This is a genomic window from Kitasatospora sp. NPDC096140, from assembly GCF_040303045.1.
Taxonomy (GTDB): domain Bacteria; phylum Actinomycetota; class Actinomycetes; order Streptomycetales; family Streptomycetaceae; genus Kitasatospora.
The window spans coordinates 25,655-48,684 of sequence record NZ_JBEOUW010000039.1 but is presented as its reverse complement, the minus strand read 5'-3'; the positions used below and the strand labels follow the sequence as shown (position 1 = coordinate 48,684).

Annotated in this window: 22 protein-coding genes and 1 riboswitch; of the genes, 12 read left to right on the top strand and 10 right to left on the bottom strand. The window is 74.1% G+C overall.

The features are described 5' to 3' along the window. From ABT048_RS31760 to ABT048_RS31730, 7 genes are all read right to left on the bottom strand, one after another. The gene (locus ABT048_RS31760; RefSeq protein WP_350525011.1) at positions 1-405 is read right to left on the bottom strand and encodes a nuclear transport factor 2 family protein; all 405 of its coding nucleotides are present in this window, start codon (positions 403-405) and stop codon (positions 1-3) included. 112 nt (positions 406-517) lie between these two features. Beyond that, positions 518-4,243, bottom strand: a complete 3,726-nt coding sequence (locus ABT048_RS31755; protein ID WP_350525010.1) for a SpoIIE family protein phosphatase — start codon at positions 4,241-4,243, stop codon at positions 518-520. A 38-nt stretch (positions 4,244-4,281) separates the two neighbouring features. Continuing rightward, positions 4,282-4,770, bottom strand: coding sequence for an Imm21 family immunity protein (locus ABT048_RS31750; protein ID WP_350525009.1), 489 nt, complete (start codon positions 4,768-4,770; stop codon positions 4,282-4,284). 160 nt (positions 4,771-4,930) lie between these two features. Continuing rightward, on the bottom strand, positions 4,931-6,142 hold the full coding sequence (locus ABT048_RS31745) for an alpha/beta hydrolase family protein (RefSeq protein WP_350525008.1): 1,212 nt from the start codon (positions 6,140-6,142) through the stop codon (positions 4,931-4,933). Positions 6,143-6,227: 85 nt separating this feature from the next. After that, on the bottom strand, positions 6,228-7,034 hold the full coding sequence (locus ABT048_RS31740) for a hypothetical protein (protein WP_350525007.1): 807 nt from the start codon (positions 7,032-7,034) through the stop codon (positions 6,228-6,230). 373 nt (positions 7,035-7,407) lie between these two features. Then, the gene (locus ABT048_RS31735; RefSeq protein WP_350525006.1) at positions 7,408-8,475 is read right to left on the bottom strand and encodes a serine hydrolase domain-containing protein; all 1,068 of its coding nucleotides are present in this window, start codon (positions 8,473-8,475) and stop codon (positions 7,408-7,410) included. Between the two features lie 218 nt (positions 8,476-8,693). After that, positions 8,694-9,116 (bottom strand): HIT family protein, encoded by a 423-nt coding sequence (locus tag ABT048_RS31730; RefSeq protein WP_350525005.1) that lies wholly within the window; start codon positions 9,114-9,116, stop codon positions 8,694-8,696. Positions 9,117-9,284: 168 nt separating this feature from the next. Between ABT048_RS31730 and ABT048_RS31725 the strand changes: the two genes are divergently transcribed. Beyond that, on the top strand, positions 9,285-9,473 hold the full coding sequence (locus tag ABT048_RS31725; RefSeq protein ID WP_350525004.1) for a YegP family protein: 189 nt from the start codon (positions 9,285-9,287) through the stop codon (positions 9,471-9,473). Positions 9,474-9,585: 112 nt separating this feature from the next. On the opposite strand, the gene ABT048_RS31720 is transcribed toward ABT048_RS31725, so the two are convergent. Beyond that, positions 9,586-10,281 carry an MSMEG_1061 family FMN-dependent PPOX-type flavoprotein gene (locus ABT048_RS31720; protein WP_350525003.1) on the bottom strand — a complete coding sequence of 232 codons (696 nt, stop codon included), beginning with the start codon at positions 10,279-10,281 and terminating at the stop codon, positions 9,586-9,588. Between the two features lie 144 nt (positions 10,282-10,425). Between ABT048_RS31720 and ABT048_RS31715 the strand changes: the two genes are divergently transcribed. Next, complete coding sequence (locus ABT048_RS31715) at positions 10,426-10,743, top strand: antibiotic biosynthesis monooxygenase family protein (RefSeq protein WP_350525002.1); 318 nt, start codon at positions 10,426-10,428, stop codon at positions 10,741-10,743. 40 nt (positions 10,744-10,783) lie between these two features. Here the strand turns inward: ABT048_RS31715 and ABT048_RS31710 are convergent, their stop codons facing one another. Continuing rightward, positions 10,784-11,032, bottom strand: a complete 249-nt coding sequence (locus ABT048_RS31710; RefSeq protein ID WP_350525001.1) for an SCO4226 family nickel-binding protein — start codon at positions 11,030-11,032, stop codon at positions 10,784-10,786. A gap of 287 nt (positions 11,033-11,319) precedes the next feature. Further along, positions 11,320-11,447, top strand: a riboswitch (FMN riboswitch). A 215-nt stretch (positions 11,448-11,662) separates the two neighbouring features. On the opposite strand from ABT048_RS31710, the gene ABT048_RS31705 reads away from it, so the two are divergent. The 10 genes from ABT048_RS31705 to ABT048_RS31660 all read left to right on the top strand — a co-directional run bounded on the left by ABT048_RS31705 (position 11,663) and on the right by ABT048_RS31660 (position 20,577). After that, complete coding sequence (locus tag ABT048_RS31705) at positions 11,663-12,373, top strand: riboflavin synthase (protein WP_350525000.1); 711 nt, start codon at positions 11,663-11,665, stop codon at positions 12,371-12,373. Beyond that, positions 12,370-13,017: a nicotinamide mononucleotide transporter family protein gene (locus tag ABT048_RS31700; RefSeq protein ID WP_350524999.1), complete on the top strand. Its 648-nt coding sequence runs from the start codon at positions 12,370-12,372 to the stop codon at positions 13,015-13,017. The genes ABT048_RS31705 and ABT048_RS31700 overlap by 4 nt, the downstream gene beginning before the upstream one ends. Further along, the gene (locus tag ABT048_RS31695; RefSeq protein ID WP_350524998.1) at positions 13,014-14,285 is read left to right on the top strand and encodes a bifunctional 3,4-dihydroxy-2-butanone-4-phosphate synthase/GTP cyclohydrolase II; all 1,272 of its coding nucleotides are present in this window, start codon (positions 13,014-13,016) and stop codon (positions 14,283-14,285) included. Before ABT048_RS31700 ends, ABT048_RS31695 begins: the two co-directional genes overlap by 4 nt. Positions 14,286-14,343: 58 nt before the next feature. Next, positions 14,344-14,817 (top strand): 6,7-dimethyl-8-ribityllumazine synthase, encoded by a 474-nt coding sequence (gene ribH, locus ABT048_RS31690; RefSeq protein WP_350524997.1) that lies wholly within the window; start codon positions 14,344-14,346, stop codon positions 14,815-14,817. 102 nt (positions 14,818-14,919) lie between these two features. Next, positions 14,920-15,192, top strand: coding sequence for a phosphoribosyl-ATP diphosphatase (locus ABT048_RS31685; RefSeq protein WP_097238956.1), 273 nt, complete (start codon positions 14,920-14,922; stop codon positions 15,190-15,192). A 96-nt stretch (positions 15,193-15,288) separates the two neighbouring features. Beyond that, positions 15,289-16,137 (top strand): ATP phosphoribosyltransferase, encoded by an 849-nt coding sequence (gene hisG / locus ABT048_RS31680; protein WP_350524996.1) that lies wholly within the window; start codon positions 15,289-15,291, stop codon positions 16,135-16,137. A gap of 106 nt (positions 16,138-16,243) precedes the next feature. Next, on the top strand, positions 16,244-16,684 hold the full coding sequence (locus ABT048_RS31675; protein ID WP_350524995.1) for a PH domain-containing protein: 441 nt from the start codon (positions 16,244-16,246) through the stop codon (positions 16,682-16,684). 333 nt (positions 16,685-17,017) lie between these two features. Further along, positions 17,018-18,361, top strand: coding sequence for a hemolysin family protein (locus ABT048_RS31670; RefSeq protein WP_350524994.1), 1,344 nt, complete (start codon positions 17,018-17,020; stop codon positions 18,359-18,361). Next, positions 18,358-19,404, top strand: a complete 1,047-nt coding sequence (locus ABT048_RS31665; RefSeq protein ID WP_350524993.1) for a hemolysin family protein — start codon at positions 18,358-18,360, stop codon at positions 19,402-19,404. Before ABT048_RS31670 ends, ABT048_RS31665 begins: the two co-directional genes overlap by 4 nt. 186 nt (positions 19,405-19,590) lie before the next feature. Further along, positions 19,591-20,577 (top strand): NAD-dependent epimerase/dehydratase family protein, encoded by a 987-nt coding sequence (locus ABT048_RS31660; protein WP_350524992.1) that lies wholly within the window; start codon positions 19,591-19,593, stop codon positions 20,575-20,577. A gap of 63 nt (positions 20,578-20,640) precedes the next feature. On the opposite strand, the gene ABT048_RS31655 is transcribed toward ABT048_RS31660, so the two are convergent. Further along, positions 20,641-22,725 carry an AAA family ATPase gene (locus ABT048_RS31655; protein WP_350525041.1) on the bottom strand — a complete coding sequence of 695 codons (2,085 nt, stop codon included), beginning with the start codon at positions 22,723-22,725 and terminating at the stop codon, positions 20,641-20,643. Between the last annotated feature and the right edge of the window lie 305 nt (positions 22,726-23,030).

Genomic DNA, 23,030 nt, shown 5'->3' with positions numbered 1-23,030 from the left:
TCACGCCAGCAGGGTGCGGGCGACGTGGTCGGTGTCCAGGTACTCGCGGACGGCGGTGATCCGGCCGTCCTCGACGGTGAAGACGCCCAGGCAGTGGTTCTCGTACGGCTCGCCGTTCGCGGCCGTGCCGACGGTGGTCCACTCGGCGACCGCCTGCGGGCCGTCGGCGAGGACGTGGGTGAGGGTGATGACGGGCAGGCCGTCGGCGGCGAAGTAGTCGCCGATCCGGCCGAGGAAGTCGCCGAAGATCTCCTGCTTGCCGTGCCAGGTGCGGGAGATGGCGAGCCGGCCCGGGTAGGTCCAGGTGGCGTCCTCGGTGAACAGGGCGATCGCGGCTTCGCGGTCGCCGCCCGCGATGAGGGTGACGTAGTCGGTGACGACGGTGCGGGCGTCGGGGTGCTGCACGGTGGCTCCTCTGGTCGGTCCGGTCGGGGCTGTCCCGCCGTGGCACCAGGTAACCGCCCGGGCCCGCCGACGGGCCAACAACCGTGGCGGCGGCCCGACAACCGTCCGTTGTTCATGCAGCCGACGAGGCCCCCGGAGGCAGCTCCAGCTCGAACCAGACCACCTTGCCGTCGGCGGTCCGGCGGCTGCCCCAGCGGTGCGCGAGCTCGTTGACCAGGTGGATGCCCCGGCCGCCCTCGTCCTCGGAGCGGGCGCGGCGGATCCGGGGCGTCTCGGCCTCCTGGTCGGCGACCTCGACGGTGAGCACCCGGTTGCAGAACAGCCGCAGCTGGGTGGGGGACCCTGCGTGCACCAGGGCGTTGGTGATCAGCTCGCTGGTGAGCAGTTCGGCCCAGTCGGCGAGCGCGCCGAGCCCCCAGGCCTCCAGCGTCTCGCGGGTGAAGCGGCGCGAGTGCGCGACCATCGCGCGGTCGCCGGTGAGCGGCAGGGTGGCGATCCGGTCCGCGCCGTGCGGGCGGACCTGCGCCATGATGACGGCGATGTCGTCCTCGCTGGTGCGGCCGGTGAGCCGGGTCAGCACGGCGTCGCAGGTCTGCTCCAGCGAACGCTGCCGGTCGGCGACCGTGCGGCGGAGCAGCTGCAGGCCCTCGTCGAGGTCGCGACCCCGGCGCTCGACCAGGCCGTCGGTGTAGAGCACCAGGATGCCCTCCTCGGGGAGGGTGAACTCGGCGCTCTCGAAGGGGACTCCGCCGACGCCCAACGGGGTGCCGGTGGGCAGCTCGATCAACTGCGCCCGGCCCTCGGTGTCGGCGACCACGGGCGGCAGGTGCCCGGCGCTGGCCGCGGTGCAGCGGCGGTCCACCGGGTCGTAGACCACGCAGACGCAGGTGGCGAACTGCCCTTCGCCGACGGCCGTGGTGGCCTCGTCCAGCCGGTGCAGCACCCGCGCCGGGTCCAGGTCCAGCGTGATCAACGTCCGTGCCGCCGTCCGCAGTTGGCCCATGGTCGCGGCGGCCCGGATGCCGTGGCCCATGACGTCGCCGACGATCAGGGCGACCCGTCCGGAGGAGAGCGGCACCACGTCGAACCAGTCGCCGCCGACCTCGCTGACCACGCTGCTGGGCAGGTAGCGGTAGGCGATCTCCAGGCCGAGGGTGCGGTGCACCTCCTGCGGCAGCAGACTGCGCTGCAGCATCAGCGCGGTGTCCCGCTCCCGGCGGTAGAGCCGGCTGTTGTCGATCGCGAGCGCGGTGCGCGCGGCCAGCTCCTCGGCCAGCGAGCGGTCCGCCGGGCCGAACGGCGCCGGGTTGCGGGTCCGGACGAACTCCGCGCCGCCCAGCACGTGCCCGCGCGCCACCAGCGGCACCATCAGGTACGAGTGCAACCCGGCGTCCAGCCCCGGCTGCACCCGGTCGGGGGAGGCGACGATCCGGCGCAGCTCGTCCTCGGTCACCTCGGACACCAGGATCGAGCGGCGGGTGCGCAGGCTCTGCGCGTACAGCCGGGCGGACTGGGAGGTCTCGCCCACCTGGTCGGCGGCCTCCGTCATGCTGCCCTCCTCGGTCACCTCGCCGACCGCCACCGCGCGCATCAGCACCCGCCCCTCCGGCGGGACGGCCCCGGGCTCCTCGCCGCTGAGCACGGCGTCGCGCAGGTCCACGGTGACGAAGTCGGCGAAGCGCGGGATCACCACCTCCACCAACTCCTGGGCGGTGCGGTGCAGATCGAGCGTGGTGCCGATCCGGTTGCTGGCCTCGTTCAGCAGCGACAGCCGCTGCTGGGCGGCCCACGCCTCGTCCAGGGCCCGCTGCCGGGCGGCCGCCGCGTCGCGCTCGCGGGTGAACAGCAGCGCGTTGTCGATGGAGACGGCGGCCCGTACCGCCAACTCCCCGGCCAGCGCGAGGTCGTCGTCCCCGTACGGCCGCTCGACGAGGGTCCGGTAGAAGCCCGCGACACCGACCGGGGTGCCGCGCGCGATCAGCGGGACCACCATCAGCGAGCGCACGTTCTGCTCCCGGATGGCGGCGGTGCGCACCGGGTCCTCGGCGAACCAGGCCAGGCCCTCCTCGTCCATCCGCGGCACCAGCACCGGTTCGCGGTGCGCCAGGCTCCAGGCGTACGGCGAGCCGGACGGGAAGCGGTGCACGTTGCCGGTGCGGGCGATCGGCTGCAGGGTCGAGCCGTGCACCGAGTGGAAGGCCATCCGCTGCAGCAGCGCCGAACCGTCCGCCGGGGCGCGGGCCTCGCGCTCGCCGCGCACCAGGTCGTCCAGCACCTCCACGACCACCGTGTCGGCCAGCCTGGGCGTCGCCACCTCGGCCAACTCCTGCGCGGTCTGGGCGAGATCGAGCGTGGTGCCGATCCGGGTGGAGGCCACGTTGACCAGCGCGAGGCGTTCCTGCGCGGCCTTGGCCTCGCGCAGCGCCTGCTGGCGGGCCAGCACCGTCTGGTGCTGGCGCAGGTACAGCCGGGCGTTGTCGATCGCGACGGCGGCCCGCGAGGCCAGCTCGTCGCCGAGCGTGATGTCGGCTTCCGCGAAGGACTCGCGCTCACCGCGCCGCGAGTACACGACCATGCCGAGGGTGGTGCCGCGCGCCACCAGCGGGGTGATCCGCACCGTGCGCGGCCGGTCGCCGAGGAAGGCCTGCCGACGGCTCTCGTTGATGCCCTCGCTCAGCATCGGCAGTTCCCAGGACGGGATGACCACCGTCCGCCCGGTGGTCAGCGCGCGGGCGTACGGGGAGTCCGCCGGCAGCTCGTAGACGGTGTCCACCGGCAGCGCGTCCGACGGGTAGAGCGGGTCCGCGGTGGCCAGCGCCAGCCGGCGCACCAGCTGCGGGGCGTCCAGGGCGGGCGGCTCGACGTTGCGGCCGGCCACCAGCGCCTCCAGGGCGAACACCCCGCTGATGTCGGAGAGTCTGGGCACCATCGCGTCGGCCAGCTCCCGGGCGGTCTGCCGCAGGTCGAGGGTGGTGCCGATGGACGCGGTCGCGTCGACCAGCAGGGCCAGCCGCTCCTGGGCGCGGGCCGCCCGGGCGTCGGCCCGGAACCGCTCGGTGACGTCGATGACGGTCGAACTCACGCCGAGCACCCGCCCGCTGCGGTCCTCCAGGCGGAAGTAGGAGGCCGACCAGGCGTGGTCGTGCTGCGGGTCGCCCGGGGTCCGGCCGTGCGAGCGGGCGTCCACCACGGGCTCGCCGCTCTCCAGCACCCGGCGCATCACCGCCTCGGACTCCGCGCCGTTGATCCCGGGCAGTACCTCGCTGAGCCGGTGCCCCACGTGCTCCTCGGGGGACAGGCCGTTGGCCCGGGCCAGCGCCTCGTTCAGCCGGATGAACCGCAGCTCGGTGTCGTACACGGCCATGCCGACCGGGGCCTGCGTGAAGAAACCGTCCAGCACGGCGAGGTCCGCCTGGATCCGGCGCAGCGTGGTCACCTCGGAGGCCACCGCCAGCACCAGCGGCTCACCGCCGGGCCCGCGGATCGGGTGGGTGCGGAACTCCAGGTTCACCATGTGCCCGTCGCGGTGGCGCACCGGGAACACGCCGGTCCAGGCCCGGCCCGCGAGGATCCGCTGGAACAGCTGGAGGACCTCGGGCCGCTCCTCGTCGGTGGTCAGCAGCTTGGCCGCCTTCGTCCCGACCGCCTCTTCCACGGGGTGACCGAGCAGCGCCTCCGCGTCGCTGCTCCAGTGCAGGATCCGCCCGTCGGCGGCGATCAGCGCCGTGGCGATCGGAACCATCAGCAGGGCGTCCTGCCGCGGCTCCGCCCCGCGCTGCGCGTTGTCGTTCACCATGGCCAGAGAACCGTCCCAGAACCGTCCGGAGATCGTTCCCACCAGCCCTGCCATCTTCGCACGCGGCCCCGGGCCGCCGCTCACCGTGGCAGCAGGCGCTCCAGGTGGAACTCCTCCCAGCGCTCGGGCTCGGCCTTCAGCGACCGGACCAGGTACCGCCCGGGCGGCAGGTCGACGGTCAGGTACTCGCTGCTCTCCAGGGCGTCCGGGCCGTCGTGGAACACATCGGTGAGCAGGTACCGCCCGGCGGTCAGCTCCAGGACCGGCCCGTCCTCCCACGTCCCCGACCGCAGCGCCTCGCGTACCAGCGGCCGGACGTCGTCCGAGCAGTCGAAGAGGAGGGGCCGGACGAACACCCGCTCCTCCGGCAGCCAGCCGATCGGCAGCGGCTCCCCGCCCAGCACCAGCACGGCCTCCCGCCCGGGCACCGGGTGGGCGGCGGCGTAGTCCCCGGCCGTCTCCACCACGGCCTCCTGGCAACCCTCCCAGCCCTCGACGGCCTCCTCGGCGAGCAGCACGAAGAGCCCCGAGTCGGTTCCGTCCAGCCAGCCCCGCGCCGCGGTGATCATGTGGGAATCCTCGCACGTCGGACGGGGTGCGGCGGTCCCGCGGGGGTGCTCCGGCGGTCCCGCCGCGGGGTTCGAACCGGCCGCCGCGCCGACCGGGCCGCCGACGGGGCCGCCGGCCGGGTGCCGGCGGCCCCGCTCACGGGCGGGTGCCCGGGAGCCCTCAGGAGTGCCCGGAGCCGTCGAACCGCACCTCCGGGTCGGCGGCGGTCGGCCCGTCGAGCAGCGGCTGCTCGATGCCCTTCAGCTGCAGGTCGAAGAAGGCGCCGACGTACCGGCGGGTCAGCTCGATGCCGCGCAGGCCGGACAGCGTGGTGCCCGGGTCCTGGGGGAGGCCCAGCTTCTCCATGAACAGCGGGAAGTCGGTGAGGCTGCCGTGGTTGGAGCCGTCGACGGTCAGCCAGCGCTTCCAGCCGTCCAGGTTGGGCCAGCTCTGGACCCAGCTGCTGTCCTCGGCGCCGCCGGGCAACGGGTGCCCCATCATCAGGTACGGCTTGCCGCCGATCCCGGAGGCGGGCACCAGGACGTCCATGCTGCCGTCCAGGTCCGCCCCGGCCTGGATCCGGTCGTCGGTGAGCAGGGCCGGGACGGTGGCCGCGCCGCCCGCCGAGTGCCCGGCCATGCCGATCCGGTCGCGGTCGATCATGCGGGCGTAGCGCCAGGCCGGGTGCGGGCGGTCGGTCAGGCGGTCGAGGACGAAGGACACGTCCTTCGCGCGGCTCTCGTCGACCTTCGACCAGTCCTTGGGGCGGCCGCACATCACGCAGGGCAGCGTCTGCCCGTCCGGGAAGGTCGTCCCGGTGTTCTCGTAGGTGTGGTCGATCAGCGCGACGACGTACCCGCGGCTGGTCAGGTCCTCGGCGAGGCCGGTCAGTGAGGTCCGCGGCATGGTGAAGCCGGGCGACAGCACGATGAGCGGGTAGTGGCCGCCCTGGGGGCGCGCGCCGGACTCCGCCCACGTCCGGGCGCCGGTGATCGCCTCGGTCGGGATGGTGTTGCCCGGCACCTTGGTGTCCAGCAGGGCGCGGGCGGCACCGTCGGTCATGTACGGCGTCGGGCTGCCCGTCCCGGCGTGTGCGGGGTAGTACATCGAGACCATCAGCTGGCGAGGGCCGGCGGAGGGCACCCACGGGTCCGGACGGTTCTGGTCCACCAGGTGCAGGACCTCCTGCCCGACCGCGTACGGCCCGGTCGGGCGCGGGAGCTCGATGTGGACGGCGGCCGGGGTGGTGGTCGGAGCGGTGGCGGTGGCGGTGGCGGTGGCGGCCCCGGCCGGGGTGGTGGGCGCGGCCAGGGCCGGCACGGCGACGGCTACGGACAGCGGCAGCGCGAGCAGCAGGGCTGCCGCGGCGGCAGTGGTGCGAAGTCGGCTCATATCGGCGACGGTAGGCTGCCGGCAAGGGAACTGACGTCCACTCAGCGGAGTACTGATCCCCTCCGGGAGGAGCCCTTCGCGTCCCCTAGGGGGCCGCGGTCCGGAGTTCCTCCAGGAAGTCCGCCACCGCTCGGGCGTTGGGCACCGGGAAGGTGAGCGGCAGGCCGGCCGAGTGCGTCCGGATCTCCAGCTCTCCGAGGTCGGACGCGCGGGCCGACTCCACCTCCGCCCAGCGGTAGGCCTCCGTCGCCGCGAGCGGGTGCGGCGGCCGGTGCACCAGGCCGCCGGCCGTCACCGTCAGTCGCCCCCGCGCGAACCGGACGCTCCCCTCGGTGCCCAGCGACTCGTGCAGTACGGCCCGCAGCCCGGGGGAGAGGCGCACCTCCAGCTCCCGGAACAACCGGCCCAGCCCGCGCAGGTGCTCCAGCACCACCGGCTCGTCCGCGCCGGCCGGCCATATTCGCCCCTGCTCGCGGACCCCGCGCCGCCCGCCGGGAACGTACTCGGTGGCCTCCACCGCGCTCCACGGCAGCGTGCGCTCGCCGCCGTCCGCCGCGACGAGCACCAGCCCGCCCTCGTGGACGCGCACCGCCCGCGGCCCGGCCACCGGCCGCAGCCACCCGAAGGCGCTTGCCGCCACCACCGCGACGGCCCCCACCACGGGCGCGGGCCACCACTGCCCGAGCGCCAGGCAGGTCACCACCGCGCCGACGGCCGCGCAGACGTCCACCCATGCCCGCGCCCGCCGAGGGACCGGCCGGAAACGCCGGTGCACCCGCACCACCGGGCCGAGCCGGTCGCCCGGCCCGCCGAGCCCGGTCGGCCCGGCCGCTCCGGCCTGCACGACCGGGCGGACCGCCCGCGCCCGCGTCGGCGACCACACCACCGCCACGTCGGCCCCTTTCTCTCGGCGGCCTCCCGTCGGAACCGCATCTGCCGGATCACCAGCATCGACCGTCCGCCGTACCCGGCAACAGTGCCAATCGGCACGTTTTGGCCTGAAACGACCCCGTCATCATCGCCTCCCGCCCGGAGCCCCCCGCGACCGGGGGTACACATCGGCAGGGGTCGCCGTCCGGCGCCGGGTGAACGTCCATCGGCGGCACCGGACCGGGACGGGCCGTCCATCCGGCGGTCGGGCCCCGCGGCCGGACACTGGGGTCAGGCGGACCGGCCGGCGGGAGCGACGCGGCCGTTCGTCGTCCGCCCCGCTGATCCCGGGCCGCCGTCCACGCTCCCGAGCGGCCCGCGCCCGCCCGTCCCCGTCACCCCGTCGTCGCGAAGTCCTGCTGCAGCCTGCGCAGCAGCGCCGTGCCCGCCGGGTCGGCCGACCGGCGGGTGTTGGCCAGCACCACCACCCCCACCTGCTTCTCCGGGTCGAAGGCCACGAACGAACGGAAGCCGCCCGTACCGCCGTTGTGCCAGATCTGCAGGTGGCCGCCCTGCTGGGAGTGCAGTCGGTGGCCGAGCCAGCCCAGGTGCATCCAGGCGAACGGGTTGACCCGGTGCCTGGTCTCCCGGGTGAGCGTGATCGCGGGCGCCAGCGGCGCGTCGGGCTCGCGCTCGGCGGTCAGCTGGGCCCGCAGCAGCACCGCGAGGTCGGCGGCGGTCGACCGCAGCCCGCCCATGCCCGGCACGGCCGCCAGGTCCCAGTAAGGCACCGGCCGTCCGCCCGTCGTGTGCCCGTGCGCGAGCCGCCCGGAGCGCTCGGCATCCGACCGCACGTGGGTGTCCGTCAGTCCCAGCGGTTCGCAGACCTCGCGCGCCACCAGCTCCTCGTACCCGGTGCCGGCCCGGTGCGCGAGGGCCAGGCCGAGCAGCCCGGCGCCGAGGTTGGAGTAGCGGAAGCTGTGTCCGGGTGCGGCCCGCAGGCGGGTCCGGGCGAGTCCGTCCAGCACGTACTCGGCCGTGCAACCGGCGTACGGATCCGGGTCGTTGGGCCTGAGCAGGGCCTTCGACAGCATGCCCCGGGGCAGCCGGGGGAGCCCCGCGGTGTGGGTGGCCAGGTGCCGCAGGGTGATCGGGCGGCCGCCCCGGCCGGGGACGACGACCCGGCTGCCGCCGCGCGCGTCGGCGAGCACCTCGGCGAGCGGTTCGTCGAGCCGCACCGCGTCGTCGAGCGCCAGCCGCGCGAGCACGAGCGAGGTGAACACCTTGGTGACGGATCCGATCTCGAAGACGGTGTCCGGCCCCGGCGTGCTTCCGCCGGGCCCCGTCCGCCCGGCACCGCGGATCTCCGTGTCACCGGCGGCCAGCCCGGCGACCACCGCGCCGACGTGCCGGTCCGCGAGCCGATCGACCGTCTGCTGCACGACGCGCGCGAGTTCGTTCATGGCAGTGAGCCTAGGCGGGCCGACCTGCCGGATCGTCAGCCCCGGAAACGATTTCGGCCGCCCCCGATGATCCTCCGGGTGTACGTCCGGCCGCGTTCCGCACGCTAGGAGCCCGCGCGGCGGGACCCTGTGCGGCGGGACCCCGTGCGGCGCGCCTCGGCACCTGACGGCACCTCACCGCACACCGCGGCACCTCACGGCGCACCTCGGCGCGGCGCTCATCCGGCCGGTGCGGCCAGAGCCGCCCGCAACCGGGCCGCGACCTCCGCCGCCCCCGCCTCGTCCGGGTACTTCCCCCGCGGCCAGAAGAACCCGCGCAGCCCGTCCTTCGGATTGCGCGGCACCACGTGGACGTGCAGGTGGGGCACGGACTGGCTGATCCGGTTGTTCGCCGCCACGAAGCTGCCCGCCGCGCCCAGCCCGCGCTCGACGGCCGCGGCCACCCGCTGCACGCGCAGGAAGAACGGCCCCACCTCGTCCGCCGGCAGGTCCGCCAGGGTCCGGTGGTGGGCGCGCGGCACGACCAGGACGTGGCCGGGGAACAGCGGCCGGCGGTCCAGGAAGGCGACCGCCGCCTCGTCGTCCAGCACCCGGTACGCGGGCTCCGCGCCCGCCACCACCGCACAGAAGACGCAGTCCATCCGTCCATTCAAGCCACCGGTGGTCCCCCCGGCACCCCGGCAAACCCCCACGGCCGAGCCTTCACCCGACCGGGTGCCGACCGGGTGCGCCCGCCCCGCCGCCGGGCGCACGGTGCTGCAGGGGGCCGATCAGCGCGCGCCCCGCGCGCCCCACGAGGAGGTACCCGGATGTCGGGCAAGTTCGAGGTCTACGAGGACTCCGGTGGCAAGTACCGGTTCCGGCTCAAGGCGGGCAACGGCGAGATCGTCGCCACCGGCCAGGGCTACGCCAGCAAGGAGGCCGCCCACAAGGGCGTCGACGCCGTCCGACGGGCCGCCGACGGCGCGGCCGTGGTGGACGTCCCCAAGGCCGCCTGAGCGCCCGGAGCGCGGAGCCCGGCGGGCGCGGGCACACCCGCCCACCGGGCACGTCGCCCCCCGGCACCCCCAACGCTCCCGGCACCCCCACCCGCCGCAACGCGGCCGGACCTCACTCGTACCGGTACAGCAACGCCTCCCGCTCGTTCTGCTCGATCATCGCGATGGTCAGCGACTCGTCCCGCAGGTGCGAGAGCGTGATCTCCGCCGAGGTCGGCTGGGTGTCCTCGGCCAGCCAGTTCTCCGGCTTCCACGCCGAGGCGCGCAGGAGCGACTTCGGGCAGTGCGCGTACACCTCCTCCACCGCGACGACGATCGCGCTGCGCGGCGGCTTGCCGACGGCGGTCAGCTGGCGCAGCAGCTCCGGGTCGGTGGAGACGCAGGCCCGACCGTTCACCCGCAGCGTGGTGTCGCGGCCCGGGACGACGAAGAGCAGGCCGACCCGGCCGGTCTCCAGGATGTTGTGCAGGGTGTCCAACCGCTTGTTGCCGGTGGCGTCCGGGATGGCCAGGGTGTACTCGTCGAGCACCGAGACCACTCCGGCCGGCCCGCCGCGCGGGGAGACGTCGCACCGCCCGGCGGCGTCGGCGCTGGCGACGAAGACCAGCGAGGAGCACGCGATCAGGCGCTGCGCGACCTCGTGCAGGTGGTCGACCTGCTTGCGGCGCGCGTGGTCGCCGGGCTGCTCGTAGATCTCGCGCAGCTGGGCGGCGTCGCGGAGGGCCCCCGCGCGGAGGGCCTCGAACAGGCCGCCCGGCCGGTCCGGACTGGTGCTTGACGGAACGACAGCTTCCGGTGTGGTGGTCATACCGGGAATGTAGTGCAGGCCCTGCGGCACGCCAGTGGCAGATCGTTCCGGAACCCCCGGCCGAAGCTCGGCTCCACCCCTCGCCACCAGCGGTTTTACGCCCATAATGGGGCCAGGGACTCCAGCCAGCCGGAGGTGGTGGTCGTGATCGTCAGAATCTGGGCCGGGCAGGTGCTCGCCGGTCGCATCGAGGAGTTCTGCGCTCACCTGACCGCCCAGGTGATCCCGCAGCTGGGGCGGACGGACGGCTGCCTCGGCGGCGAACTGCTGCGCTCGGTGTCGGAGGAGAACGGGCACCGCGTGCTGGTGGTCAGTCGCTGGCGGGACGAGGACGCCCTGCGCGGGTACGCGGGGCCGATGTGGCGGATCCGGCCGGTGTGGTCGGAGGGCGAGCTGCGCTACCTCGCCCACCCTCCGGAGGTCACCCACTTCCTGCAGATCGGCACGCCCGCCACGCTCTGAACCGCGCGAAGCCCGAACCGCCCGAAGCGGAGACCCGGGCTCACACCGACAACGGCACCGGGTGGATCTCGTCCGCCGGGTGACCGGTACGGCTGTGCACCCGCTGCACGGCCTCCTTGGAGGGCGCGTCGGAGAGGCAGTACACCGTGCCCGACTCCGGGTCCGCCCACGCCTGCTCGAACTGGACGCCCTCGTCTCCCTGGGCCGCCAGGTCGGCCGCATGGGCCTGCCTGAGCTGCTCGGCCGTGATCCCGGCCATCCCGTGGTGGACGTCCATGAACTTCGCCATGTCCCTCGCCTCCGTTGCCTCGGTGCGTCACCGGCAGGGCCCCCACCTCAAGCCTCACCCCCGCCGCCCGCCTCCGCCACCAGACCGGCCCCGACGCGGCCGACGAAGCCCCACGACGCGGCCCGCTCCACGAGGCCCGCCCGGCGAAGCCCGCTCCACGAGGCCCGCCCACAGCGCGTAGCACCCCGACGCGCATTCCCCGCAAGTCCGTGAAACAGACCACAGCGGAAGGCACTCCCTGGCCTTGCGTCGGCCGTGGCAGAATGACCGCAACAGCAGTGACGTTCAGCGCACTCCGGGGTCGGTGAAAATCCGAACCGGCGGTTACAGTCCGCGACCCGTCCGCAGCCAGCGGCCGGTTGACCAGGTGAAATTCCTGGACCGACGGTTAAAGTCCGGATGGGAGGCGTGCGCGGGCGGACGAAGAGCAGTACCCGTGGTCCGTCGTTACCGGACCGGACCGCGGTCAGGTGTACGGCGGGAGCGGTGTCTCCCGGGCCGGGCGAGCGATCTCCCGGCGGCCTCGGCATCCCGGCGACGGGTCGTGCCGCGGGTTCGCGCACCGGTGCCCGTCCGTGTCATCTCCCATGCCGCCCCGGAGTCCGCGCCCCAAGCGCGAGGAGAACCCGGGTGTTCACCGGCATCATCGAAGAGCTCGGCGAGGTCGTGTCGATCGAGGAGATCGGCGACTCCTCGCGGATCCGCCTGCGCGGCCCGGTGGTCTGTGCGGACGCGGGCCACGGTGACTCCATCGCGGTCAACGGCGTCTGCCTGACGGTCGTCGACAGCCCGGAGGAACTGGCCGCGGGCACCGGTGAGTTCAGCGCCGACGTGATGGCCGAGACGCTGCACCGCTCCAGCCTCGGCGAGCTGAAGCCCGGCTCCCGGGTCAACCTGGAGCGCGCCATGGCGCTCGGTGCCCGCCTCGGCGGCCACCTCGTGCAGGGCCATGTCGACGCCACCGGGCGGCTGTTGAGCCGCGAGCCCGGCGAGCGCGACGCGAACGGCGAACTGCGCTGGGAGGTCCTGCGGTTCTCGCTGCCCGACACCATCTCTCGCTACCTGGTGGAGAAGGGCTCGATCACGGTCGACGGCGTCAGCCTCACCGTGGTGGAGGCCGCCCGGGACAGCTTCACCGTGAGCCTCATCCCGGCCACCCTCGCGCTGACCACGCTCGGCGCCAAGACCGTCGGCGAGAGCGTCAACCTGGAGGTGGACGTGCTGGCCAAGTACGTCGAGCGCCTGCTGGAGTCCCGCACCCTGCCGAACCTGCCGAACCTGCCCGGCCTGTCCGGCCCGCAGGGCGCGTCGACCGACGAGACCCCGGAGGAGTCCCGGTGAGCTGGCTCAGTGGAGAGGCGTTCACCGTCCTCGGTGAGCACGTGAAGTGGGCCGACATGATCGGCAACCTGCTCGGTTTCGGCGGCCTCGCGCTCGGCTGGCGCCGTTCGGTGTGGAGCTGGCCGGTCCAGCTGCTGTCCGGCGTGGTGCTGATCAGCGCCTACCTCGGGGGCCACGTCCCCGGCCTGATCGGCAAGCAGCTGATCGTGATCGCCACCGCCGCCTGGGGCTGGGCGCAGTGGCGGCGGGGCCGCCGGGACACCGGCACGATCGCCGTACGGTTCGCCACCTGGCCCGAGCGGGCCGCCCTGGTGGCGGGGACCGCGGCCGGGACCATCGCGCTGGCCCTGCTCTTCACCTCCTTCCCCAGCCTGTCCTGGAGCCCGTGGTCGGACGCCTACATCTTCGTGGGCACGCTGGCCGCGATGGTCGCCCAGGCCCGCGGCTGGCTGGAGTTCTGGTTCGCCTGGATCGCGGTCGACGTGGTCGGCGTCCCGCTCGCCTTCAACAGCGGCTACTCCTTCTCCGGCCTCACCTACTCCGTCTACTTCGTCCTGGTGCTGCTCGGCCTGCGCTCCTGGTGGCTGAGCACCCGTGAGCCGCGCACCAAGTCCGCCACCGTCCCGCAGGGAGCCACGGCATGACCGAGAACCAGTCCGACAAGGGCACCGCCGGGGTCGAGCTCGTGCTCGACCCGGTCGAGCGGGCGATCGCCGACATCGCCCTCGGCCGTGCCGTGATCGTGGTCGACGACGAGGACCGCGAGAACGAGGGCGACATCGTCTTCGCCGCCTCCGCGGCCACCCCCGAGCTGATGGCCTTCACCATCCGCTACAGCTCGGGCGTGATCTGCACCCCGATGACCGGCGAGGAGCTGGACCGCCTCAAGCTCCCGCCGATGACCCACGTCAACGAGGACCGCAAGGGCACCGCGTACACCGTCTCGGTGGACGCCCGCGACGGGGTCGACACCGGGATCTCCGCCGCCGACCGCGCCCGCACCGTCCGGCTGCTGTCCTCCGCCGGCACCGAGCCCGGCGACCTCACCCGCCCCGGGCACGTCTTCCCGCTGCGCGCCGTCGAGGGCGGCGTGCTGGTCCGCCCCGGCCACACCGAGGCCGCCGTCGACCTGGCCCGGCTGGCCGGGCTGCCGCCGGCGGGCGCGATCGCCGAGGTCGTCAACGACGACGGCACCATGGCCCGGCTGCCCGAGCTGGTCGCCTTCGCCCGCGAGCACGGCCTCGCGATCATCTCCATCGAGGACCTGATCGCCTACCGCCGCCGCACCGAGCTGCACGTCGACCGCGCCGCCGTGACCGCCCTGCCCACCGTGCACGGCGAGTTCACCGCCGTCGGCTACAAGGGCACCCTCGACGGCGTCGAGCACATCGCGCTGGTGGCCGGCGGCCTGGACGCCGACGGACGGCTGCCGGACGGCGAGGACGTCCTGGTGCGGGTCCACTCCGAGTGCCTGACCGGCGACGTGCTCGGCTCGCTGCGCTGCGACTGCGGCCCGCAGTTGGAGGCCTCGCTGCAGCGGGTCGCTGAGGCCGGCCGCGGTGTGGTGCTCTACCTGCGCGGGCACGAGGGGCGGGGGATCGGCCTGGCCCACAAGCTGCGCGCGTACGAGCTGCAGGAGCAGGGGCGCGACACCGTCGACGCCAACCTGGACCTCGGCCTGCCCGCCGACGCCCGCGACTACAGCATCGCGGCACAGATGCTGGTGGACCTCGGCGTCCGCTCGCTCACCCTGCTCACCAACAACCCGCAGAAGCTGACCGCGCTCACCGAGCACGGCCTGAAGGTCAAGGGGCGCGAGGCGGTCGAGATCGCGCCCGGCGAGCACAACCTGCGCTACCTGCAGACCAAGCGCGACCGGATGGGCCACGACCTGCCCGGCCTCGGCTCCTGAACCCACCCCACCCGCACGCCCCACCCGCACGCCCCACACGACAGATCGGACGAAGAACATGAGCGGCCACGGAGCCCCCGAGCTGACCATCGAAGGCGCCGCCGACCTCAAGGTCGCCGTCGTCGCCGCCCAGTGGCACGACGTGGTGATGAACGGGCTGCTGGACGGCGCCCACCGCGCGCTCAAGGAGCTGGGCATCGCCGAGCCGACCGTGCTGCGCGTCCCCGGCACCTTCGAACTGCCGGTCGCCGCCAAGCGCCTCGCCGAGCGCGGCTACGACGCCGTCGTCGCCCTCGGCGTGGTCATCCGCGGCGGCACCCCGCACTTCGACTACGTCTGCCAGGCGGCCACCACCGGCCTGACCCAGGTCAGCGTCGACACCGGGGTCCCGGTCGGCTTCGGCGTGCTGACCTGCGACAACGAGGAGCAGGCGCTCGACCGCGCCGGGCTGCCGGGCTCCGCCGAGGACAAGGGACACGAGGCCGTCACCGCCGCCGTCGCCACCGCCGCGGTGCTGCGCGCCGCGCTCTGAGCACCCGCCCGTACGGTCCCGGACCGTGGACGTCCACCGGACTGTCCACGGTCCGGGACCGTTTACCGTCCGCTCGCCCGCACGCCGTATGGTGGGCCCATCATGGCTTCGAAGACATTCGAGGAGCTCTTCGCCGAGCTCCAGCAGAAGGCCGCCACCGGCGACCCCTCGTCCTCCCGCACCGCGCAGCTCGTCCAGCAGGGCGTCCATGCGATCGGCAAGAAGGTCGTCGAGGAGGCCGCCGAGGTCTGGATGGCCGCCGAGTTCCAGTCGGACGAGCAGACGGCGGAGGAGATCTCCCAGCTCCTCTACCACCTTCAGGTGATGATGATCGCCCGCGGGCTGACGCTCGACGACGTCTACAAGTACCTCTAGACGACCGTCTGCACGTACCCCTCGAAGACGTCGACACGTACCCCCGAACCGGTCCGTACCGCACACCCCTCCCAACAGGTAAGGAAGCAACCTCCCATGCTGCGCATCGCCGTCCCCAACAAGGGTTCTCTCTCGGGTCCCGCGGCGGAGATGCTCCATGAGGCCGGCTACCGGCAGCGGAAGGATCCCAAGGAGCTCGTCCTCGTCGACCCGAACAACGAGGTCGAGTTCTTCTTCCTCCGCCCGCGCGACATCGCCGTCTACGTCGGCTCCGGCCGCCTGGACGTCGGCATCACCGGCCGCGACCTGCTGCTGGACTCGCACTCCAACGCCGAGGAGGTGCTCGCCCTCGGCTTCGCCGGGTCGACCTTCCGCTTCGCGCGCCCCGAGGGCGTGGCGGTCGAGGACGTCAAGGGCCTGGAGGGCCTGCGGATCGCGACCTCGTACACCGGCCTGGTCGAGCAGCACCTCGCCGACCACGGCGTGAAGGCGACGGTCACCAAGCTGGACGGCGCGGTCGAGACCGCGGTGCAGCTGGGCGTCGCCGACGTGATCGCCGACGTGGTGGAGACCGGCACCAGCCTGCGCAACGCGGGCCTGGAGGTGTTCGGCGAGCCGATCCTGATCTCGGACGCCGTGGTGATCCGCCCCAAGGGCGCGGGCGAGGACTCGCGGGTGGAGCAGTTCCTGCGCCGCCTCCAGGGCGTGCTGGTGGCCCGCCGCTACGTGCTGATGGACTACGACATCCGCGCCGAGAACGTCAGCGCCGCCGTGGCGCTCACCCCCGGTCTGGAGTCGCCGACCGTCTCCCCGCTGCACACCGAGGGCTGGGTCGCGGTCCGCTCGATGGTGCTCCGCAAGGAGGCCCAGCGGATCATGGACGACCTGTGGGGCATCGGCGCCCGGGCCATCCTGGTCACCAACATCCACGCCTGCCGCCTCTGACCCGCTCGCACACTCGCGGGTAAAGAACGCTTCAATGGGGCGGGGACGCCGGTCGGCGCCCCCGCCCCCTCGCGCTGTCGCCACCAGAACCACCCCGGAGACCCACGTGTCCACGCCGCCCGTCGAGTTCCCCGTCACCTGGGCGCCGCGCCGCACCCGCGTCGTGCTGCTGCCGGTCTGCGTCCTGCTGGTGGTGCTGTTCGCGGTGCTGGCCGTGCTGCTCCCGGAGAACTGGCAGTTCAACGACCGGATCATGATGGTGGCCAGCGGCGTGCTGTTCGCCGCCGTCGGCCTGATGCTGGCCCGCCCCCGGGTGAGCGCCGACGCGGACGGCGTGACGGTGGTCAACTTCGTGCGCACGCGTCGGCTCGCCTGGGCCGAGATCGTCCGGGTCAACTTCCGCCAGGGCGACCCGTGGGCCACCCTCGACCTCGCCGACGGCACCTCGCTCGCCGCGGTCGGCATCCAGCCCGGTGTCGGCAAGGCGCAGGCGATCGCGGACGCCCGCGCGCTGCGCGACCTCGTCGAGCACTACGCCGCGGTCTGAGCCCGCCGGCAGTCGCCGCCACCGCGTCGGCACCCCCCCCGGCACCCCCCCCCGGCACCCCCCCCGGCACCCCCCGGCCGCCCGCCGCCACCGCCTCGCATCCGTGGCCCTGCGACCTGCGATTCCGGGCCCCGGCGGGTCCGAACACCCTTCCTACGTCCGTCCGGCTATGGTCTACGCTGGTAAAAGCAGGGCAAAGTGCGCCCTGCGCTGAAGCGAGCGCGAGAAGCGCCGCCCGTACCGACCTGAGGAGTGACACTCCCCCTCGATGGACGATCCGTCCGGTAGTACCTGCGCCGCCTCACTTCCGATCGCCGGAAGGCAGGCGGCACTGTGATCACCGCCTGGCTGCTGTTGTTCGCAGCCGTTCTCCTGATCCTCGCCAACGGCCTGTTCGTGGCCGCCGAGTTCGCCTTCGTGACCGTCGAGCGCGGGGCGGTGGAACGCTCCGCGAAGGCGGGTGACGTCCAGTCCCGCCGGGTCTCCAGGGCCCTGCGGCACCTCTCCTTCGAGCTCTCCGGCGCCCAGCTCGGCATCACCGTCACCTCGCTGGTGGTCGGCATGCTCGCCGAGCCGGCCCTGTCGACGCTGCTCGCACCCGTGATGTCCGGCCTCGGCGTGCCCGACGCGGCCGCCCGCGGCGTCGCCGTGGTCGTCGGCATGGTGATGGCCACCGTCGTCCAGATGGTGGTCGGCGAGCTGGTTCCGAAGAACTGGGCGATCTCCCGCCCGCTGCAGGTGGCCCGCGCGGTGGCCGCCCCGCACATGGCCTTCTCCTTCGTCTGCCGCCCGCTGATCAGCTTCCTCAACGGCGCCGCCGACCGTACGGTCCGCGCCTTCGGCGTCGAGCCGCAGGAGGAGCTGGGCCACGCCCGGACCCCGGCCGAGCTGGTCTCGCTGGCCCGGCACTCGGCCAGGGCCGGGGCGATAGACGAGGAGTCGGCGACGCTGTTCGTCCGCACCCTGGGCCTGGGTGAGCTGACCGCCGAGTCCGTGATGACCCCGCGGGTCGACGTGTCCGCGCTCCAGCGCGACGCCACCGCCTCCGACGTCGTCAACCTCACCCGGGCCACCGGCCTGTCCCGCTTCCCGGTCTACGCCGACAGCCTGGACGAGGTCACCGGCATCGTGACGCTCAAGGACGCGCTCGCCGTTCCGGCCGCCCAGCGCGGCCTGGTGCGGGTCGCCGAGCTGTCCTCGCCGCCGCTGCTGGTGCCCGAGACCCTGCCCGCCGAGACGCTGCTGGAGCGGCTGCGCCGGCTCCAGCCGATGGCCATCGTGGTCGACGAGTACGGCGGCACCGCCGGCGTCGTGACCGTCGAGGACATCGTCGAGGAGATCGTCGGCGAGGTGCAGGACGAGCACGACCCCGACGACCACCCCGACCTGTTCGCGCTGCCGCCCGTCAACGGCCTGCCGGTCTGGGAGGCCGACGGCCGCGCCCGGATCGACCAGCTGGAGGGCATCGGCCTGAACGCCCCGGACGGCCCGTACGAGACGCTGGCCGGCCTGGTCGCCGACCTGCTCGGCAAGCTCCCCGAGGTGGGCGAGCAGGCCGAGCTGCCCGGCTGGCGGTTGACCGTGACCGGTGTCGACCGCCACCGCACCAGCCGGGTCCGGGTGGAGCGCACCGTCGGGCCCGCGTCGTTCGGCGAGGACGGGGAGGACGTCCGATGACGGTGCTCCAACTGGCCGTCGCACTCCTGCTCCTGCTCGGCAACGCCTTCTTCGTCGGCGCCGAGTTCGCCGTGGTGTCCGTGCGCCGCAGCCAGATCGAGCCGCTCGCGGAGGCCGGGCACAAGCGCGCCCGCACCGTGCTGCACGCGCTGTCCAACGTCTCCGCGATGCTGGCCGCCGCCCAGCTCGGCATCACCGTCTGCTCGCTGGGCCTCGGTGCGCTCGCCGAGCCGACCATCGCCTCCCTGCTGGAGGGCCCCTTCCACGCGCTCGGCGTGCCGGCCGGCCTGATGCACCCGCTCTCGTACGGGATCTCGCTCGCCGTCGTGGTGTTCCTGCACATGGTGATGGGCGAGATGGTGCCGAAGAACATGGCCATGGCCGGCCCGGAGAAGGCCGCGCTGTGGCTCGGACCGCCGCTGGACCGGCTGGCCCGCTGGCTCGCCCCGGTGATCCGGATGCTGAACGCCTTCGCCAACGGCATCCTGAGGCTGTTCCGGGTCGACGCCAAGGACGAGGTCGAGTCGGTCTTCACCACCGAGCAGCTGATGTACCTGCTGGCCGACTCGCGGGACGCCGGCCTGCTCGACGAGGAGCGCCAGGAGCGTCTGGAGGACGCCCTGGAGCTGGGCCGCCGCCCGGTCACCGAGGTGCTGCTCAAGCCCGAGCAGCTGGTCACCGTGGACACCAAGGCGACCGCCGCCGAGGTCGAGGAGCTCGCCCTGCGCACCGGCTTCTCGCGCTTCCCGGTCACCGACGGCGACCCGGCCGGCCACGGCTACCTCGGGTACCTGCACCTCAAGGACATCCTCGACGTGGACGACCCGTCGGCGCCCGTCCCGGCCCGCCTGTGGCGGCCGATCACGGTGCTGCGCGGCGGCCTCCCGCTGGACGACGCCCTCGGCGCGATGCGCCGCGCGGCCTGCCACCTGGCCGCGGTGCTGGACCAGGACGGCCGCACGCTCGGTGTGGTCATGCTGGAGGACGTCCTGGAGGAGCTGATCGGCGAGATGCACGACCCGGACCACCGCGCCACCGCCTAGCCACTTCCCGGCTCCTGGCCCCCGGCCCCTGGCCCCTGGCCCCTGGCGGCCCGGCCCCCGGTTCCCGACATCGGGAGCCGGGGGCCCGGCGTTCCCGGGTTCGCCGAGGGCGTGTCCGCTCCCGGCGATTCTGCCCAGAGCATGCAGCCGTTCCGTGCCGGCCACCCCCGGGGGAGAGTGGTCGGCATGAGACTTCTCCTGCTGGGTGGAACCAGGTTCGTCGGACGGGTCGTGGCCGAGGAGGCGCTGGCCCGGGGCTGGGAGGTGACGGCCCTCAACCGCGGCACGCAGCCCGCACCCGAGGGCGTCCGGGTGCTGAAGGGCGACCGCACGGCCGAGGACGGCCTCGCGGCGCTCGGCGCGGGGGAGTGGGACGCGGTGGTGGACACCTGGTCCTGGGCCCCGGCCGCGGTGCGCGACAGCGCCCGGGCGCTGAAGGGCCGGGTCGGCCACTACGCGTACGTCTCCAGCCGCTCGGTGTACGACTACCCGCTGGTGGCCGGCGGCGGCGAGTCGGCGCCCGTGGTGGCCTCCTCGCCGGACCTCACCGGGGAGGTGCCCTACGCCGAGGCCAAGCGGGGCGCCGAGCTGGCCCTGGAAGCGGAGTACGGCGGACAGGCCCTGCTGGCCCGCGCCGGGCTGATCCTCGGACCGTACGAGGACATCGGCCGACTGCCCTGGTGGCTCAACCGGATCGCCGAGGGCGGCCCGGTGCTCGCCCCCGGGCCGCGCGACCTGGCGCTGCAGTACATCGACGTCCGCGACCTCGCCGTCTGGACCCTGGACGCGGTGGTGGCCCGCTTCGGCGGCCCGTACAACCTGGTCAGCCCGTCCGGGCACGCCACCATGGGGGAACTGCTGGAGGCCTGCGTCCGCGTCACCGGCGCGGGGGCCGAGCTGCGCTGGACGGACCCCGAGCGGATCCTGGCAGCGGGCGTCGAGCCGTGGACGGAACTGCCGATCTGGCTGGCTCCCGGCCCGCTGTACGACTTCCTGCACACCGGATCGGTCGACCGCGCCGTCGGCGCCGGTCTGCGCTGCCGCCCGGTCGCGGAGACGGTCGGGGACACCTGGGCCTGGCTGCGGGCGATCGGCGGCACCGCGCCGCAGCGCTCGGACCGGGTCACGGTCGGGCTCGACCGGGAGCGGGAGGCGGCGCTGCTCAAGGGCTGAGACCGACGGCCGACGGCCGGGGGTGGTTCCGGTGGTTCCGAGCGGCCCGGCCCCGGAAGCCGATCAGCCCCGGCCGTCGATCAGCTCCCCGTACGCCTGGACGAGGTCAGGCAGCCGCAGCGTGGCCAGGTCCTCCCGGCCCGGCGACTCGCGCAGCAGCGACAGCCGCAGGTCCCGGTAGGCGCAGGACTTCTCGTACAGGGTGCGGATGAACCGGCCGTTGCCCAGCTCGTCGATCCAGCCCTCGCGGACGACGTGGGTGCAGATGCTGGCCAGCTCCTCGGCGGCGTCCTCGTCCCAGCCGTCGCCGTCCCGGCCGGCCAGCGCCGCGCCGATCGCGGTCAGCTCGCCGGGGCGGTAGCTCGGGAAGTCGACCCGGGTGGTGAAGCGGGAGTTGAGGCCGGGGTTGGTGGCGAGCAGCCGGTTCATGCCCTCGGGGTAGCCGGCCAGGATCACCACCAGCCGGTCCCGGTTGTCCTCGGCGCGCTTGAGCAGCACCTGCAGCGCTTCGTCGCCGTACGCGTCGCCCTTGGTGTAGCCGGAGTTGGAGAGGCTGTAGGCCTCGTCGATGAACAGCACGCCGTCCAGCGCGGAGTCGATCAGCTCGTTCGCCTTGACCGCGGTCTGGCCGAGGAACTCGCCCACCAGGTCGGCGCGCTGGGCCTCCACGAGGTGGTCGCCGGAGAGCAGGCCGAGGGCGTGGAAGACCCGGCCGAGGATGCGGGCCACGGTGGTCTTGCCGGTGCCGGAGGGGCCGGAGAAGACGAAGTGGCGCTTGGGCGGCTGGACCGGCAGGCCCTGTTCGGCCCGGAGTCGGGACATTCTCAACTGGGCCGACAGTGCGCGTACTTGGCGCTTGACCGGCTCCATGCCGACCATCAGCGAGAGCTCGGCCAGGGCGGCGTCCAACTCGCGCTCGTCACCGTCCGGCCGGGGTGCGGGCCCGGCGGCGGTCCGGGGCTGCGCCTGGCCTCGGACGGGCAGCGGCGGCGCGGCCGGGGCGGCCGGGGCGCCCGAACCGGACCGCTCCCCGGCGGCCTGCGGGGCGCCGTCCGGCAACGCCCCGTCGAGCGGGCCGCCGTCGAGCGGGGCTCCGCCGGGCAGTAACCCGGCCCCGGCCCCGGCGCCGGCGTCCGTCGGCACGCCGTCCGGCGCGGGCCCGTCCACCAGGCCGGCATCCACCAGACCGCAGTCGACCGGGCCGGCGTCCATCAGTCCGGCGTCCGCCAGTCCGGCGTCCACGAGGGGCCCGCCGCCCAGCACCCCGTCGCCGGAGACGGTCGCGCCGCCCTGCCCGGCCCCGGGCTCCTCGCCGTACCCCGGACCGGGCCCGTACCCGACGTCGTCCAGGAACCCCGCCTCGACGTCCGGCCCGCCGTCGCCACCCGCCTCGCCCCCGCCGCCGGCCGGGCTCCCGCCCGCCAGCAGCCCGTCCGCGAGCGCGTCCTCGGCCGCGATGGCGGCCAGCCGGGTCGCGGTGTCCATGAACGCCGGGTCCGCCCGGTGCACCGCCCGGTAGAGCGGCAGCGCCGCCGCGCTGCGCCCGGCGCCCTCGTACGCCCGGGCCAGCCAGTACCGCAGCTCCTTGCGCTGCGGCTGCTCGGAGCGGCAGCGGGCCAGCGAGGCGGCCAGCGGCGCCTGGGCCTGTGCGCACATGTCGAGGCGCACCCGCGCCATGCCCGCGAACAGCCCGGCCTCGATGCCGAGCAGCGGATCGTCCAGCAGCCGGTCGGTGTCCCGGATCAGCTGCTCCCAGTCCTTGAGCAGGTAGGAGCGGCAGGCGTACAGGAACCGGGCGGACGGGTCCTCGCTGGGGGCCGGGCACTGCTCCAACGCCCGGTCCAGCTCGGCGAGATGGCGGCCGTCCAGCCAGTGCGAGGCGTGCGCCAGCGCGAGGTCGCGGGCGTCCTCCAGGACGGGCTGCACCCACCAGCCCAGCCAGTACCAGGAGCTGAGCGGCCGTCCGTGCAGGCGCCGCTGCTCGCCGAACCGCTTCTGGTGGCGGTACATCGCCAGCAGGGCCGCCGAGGTGTCGCTGCGCAGCGCGTGCAGGCCGAGCCAGGCGTCGGCCATGCCGGGGTCCAGCCGGACGGCCGCCCGGAACTCCTCCTCGGCCCGCGCGTACGCACCGGCCGTGTAGGCGTCCATGGCGCGCAGCCAGGCCCGGTCGGCGAGTCGGTCCGGGCCGCCCGCCGTGCTGTCGGAACTGTCCAGCGTCGTCACTCACGCCCCCCGCGGTGTGGCCCGGGGCTCGGCCGGCGAGTCGCGTGCGTACAGCCTGGCCGGTGGTCGTCGAGCCCCTGCGGCGCATATGCGCCTGCCAGGAATCGTACCGGCGCCGGGCTGATCCGGAAGGGTGCCGCACGGGGTCAAATACGATCGCGCGCGCGGTCGTTGAGCGCTCGGGCGCCGAAACGGGCGGCGGGGGAGCGAGATTCGGAAGGGGACCGGAC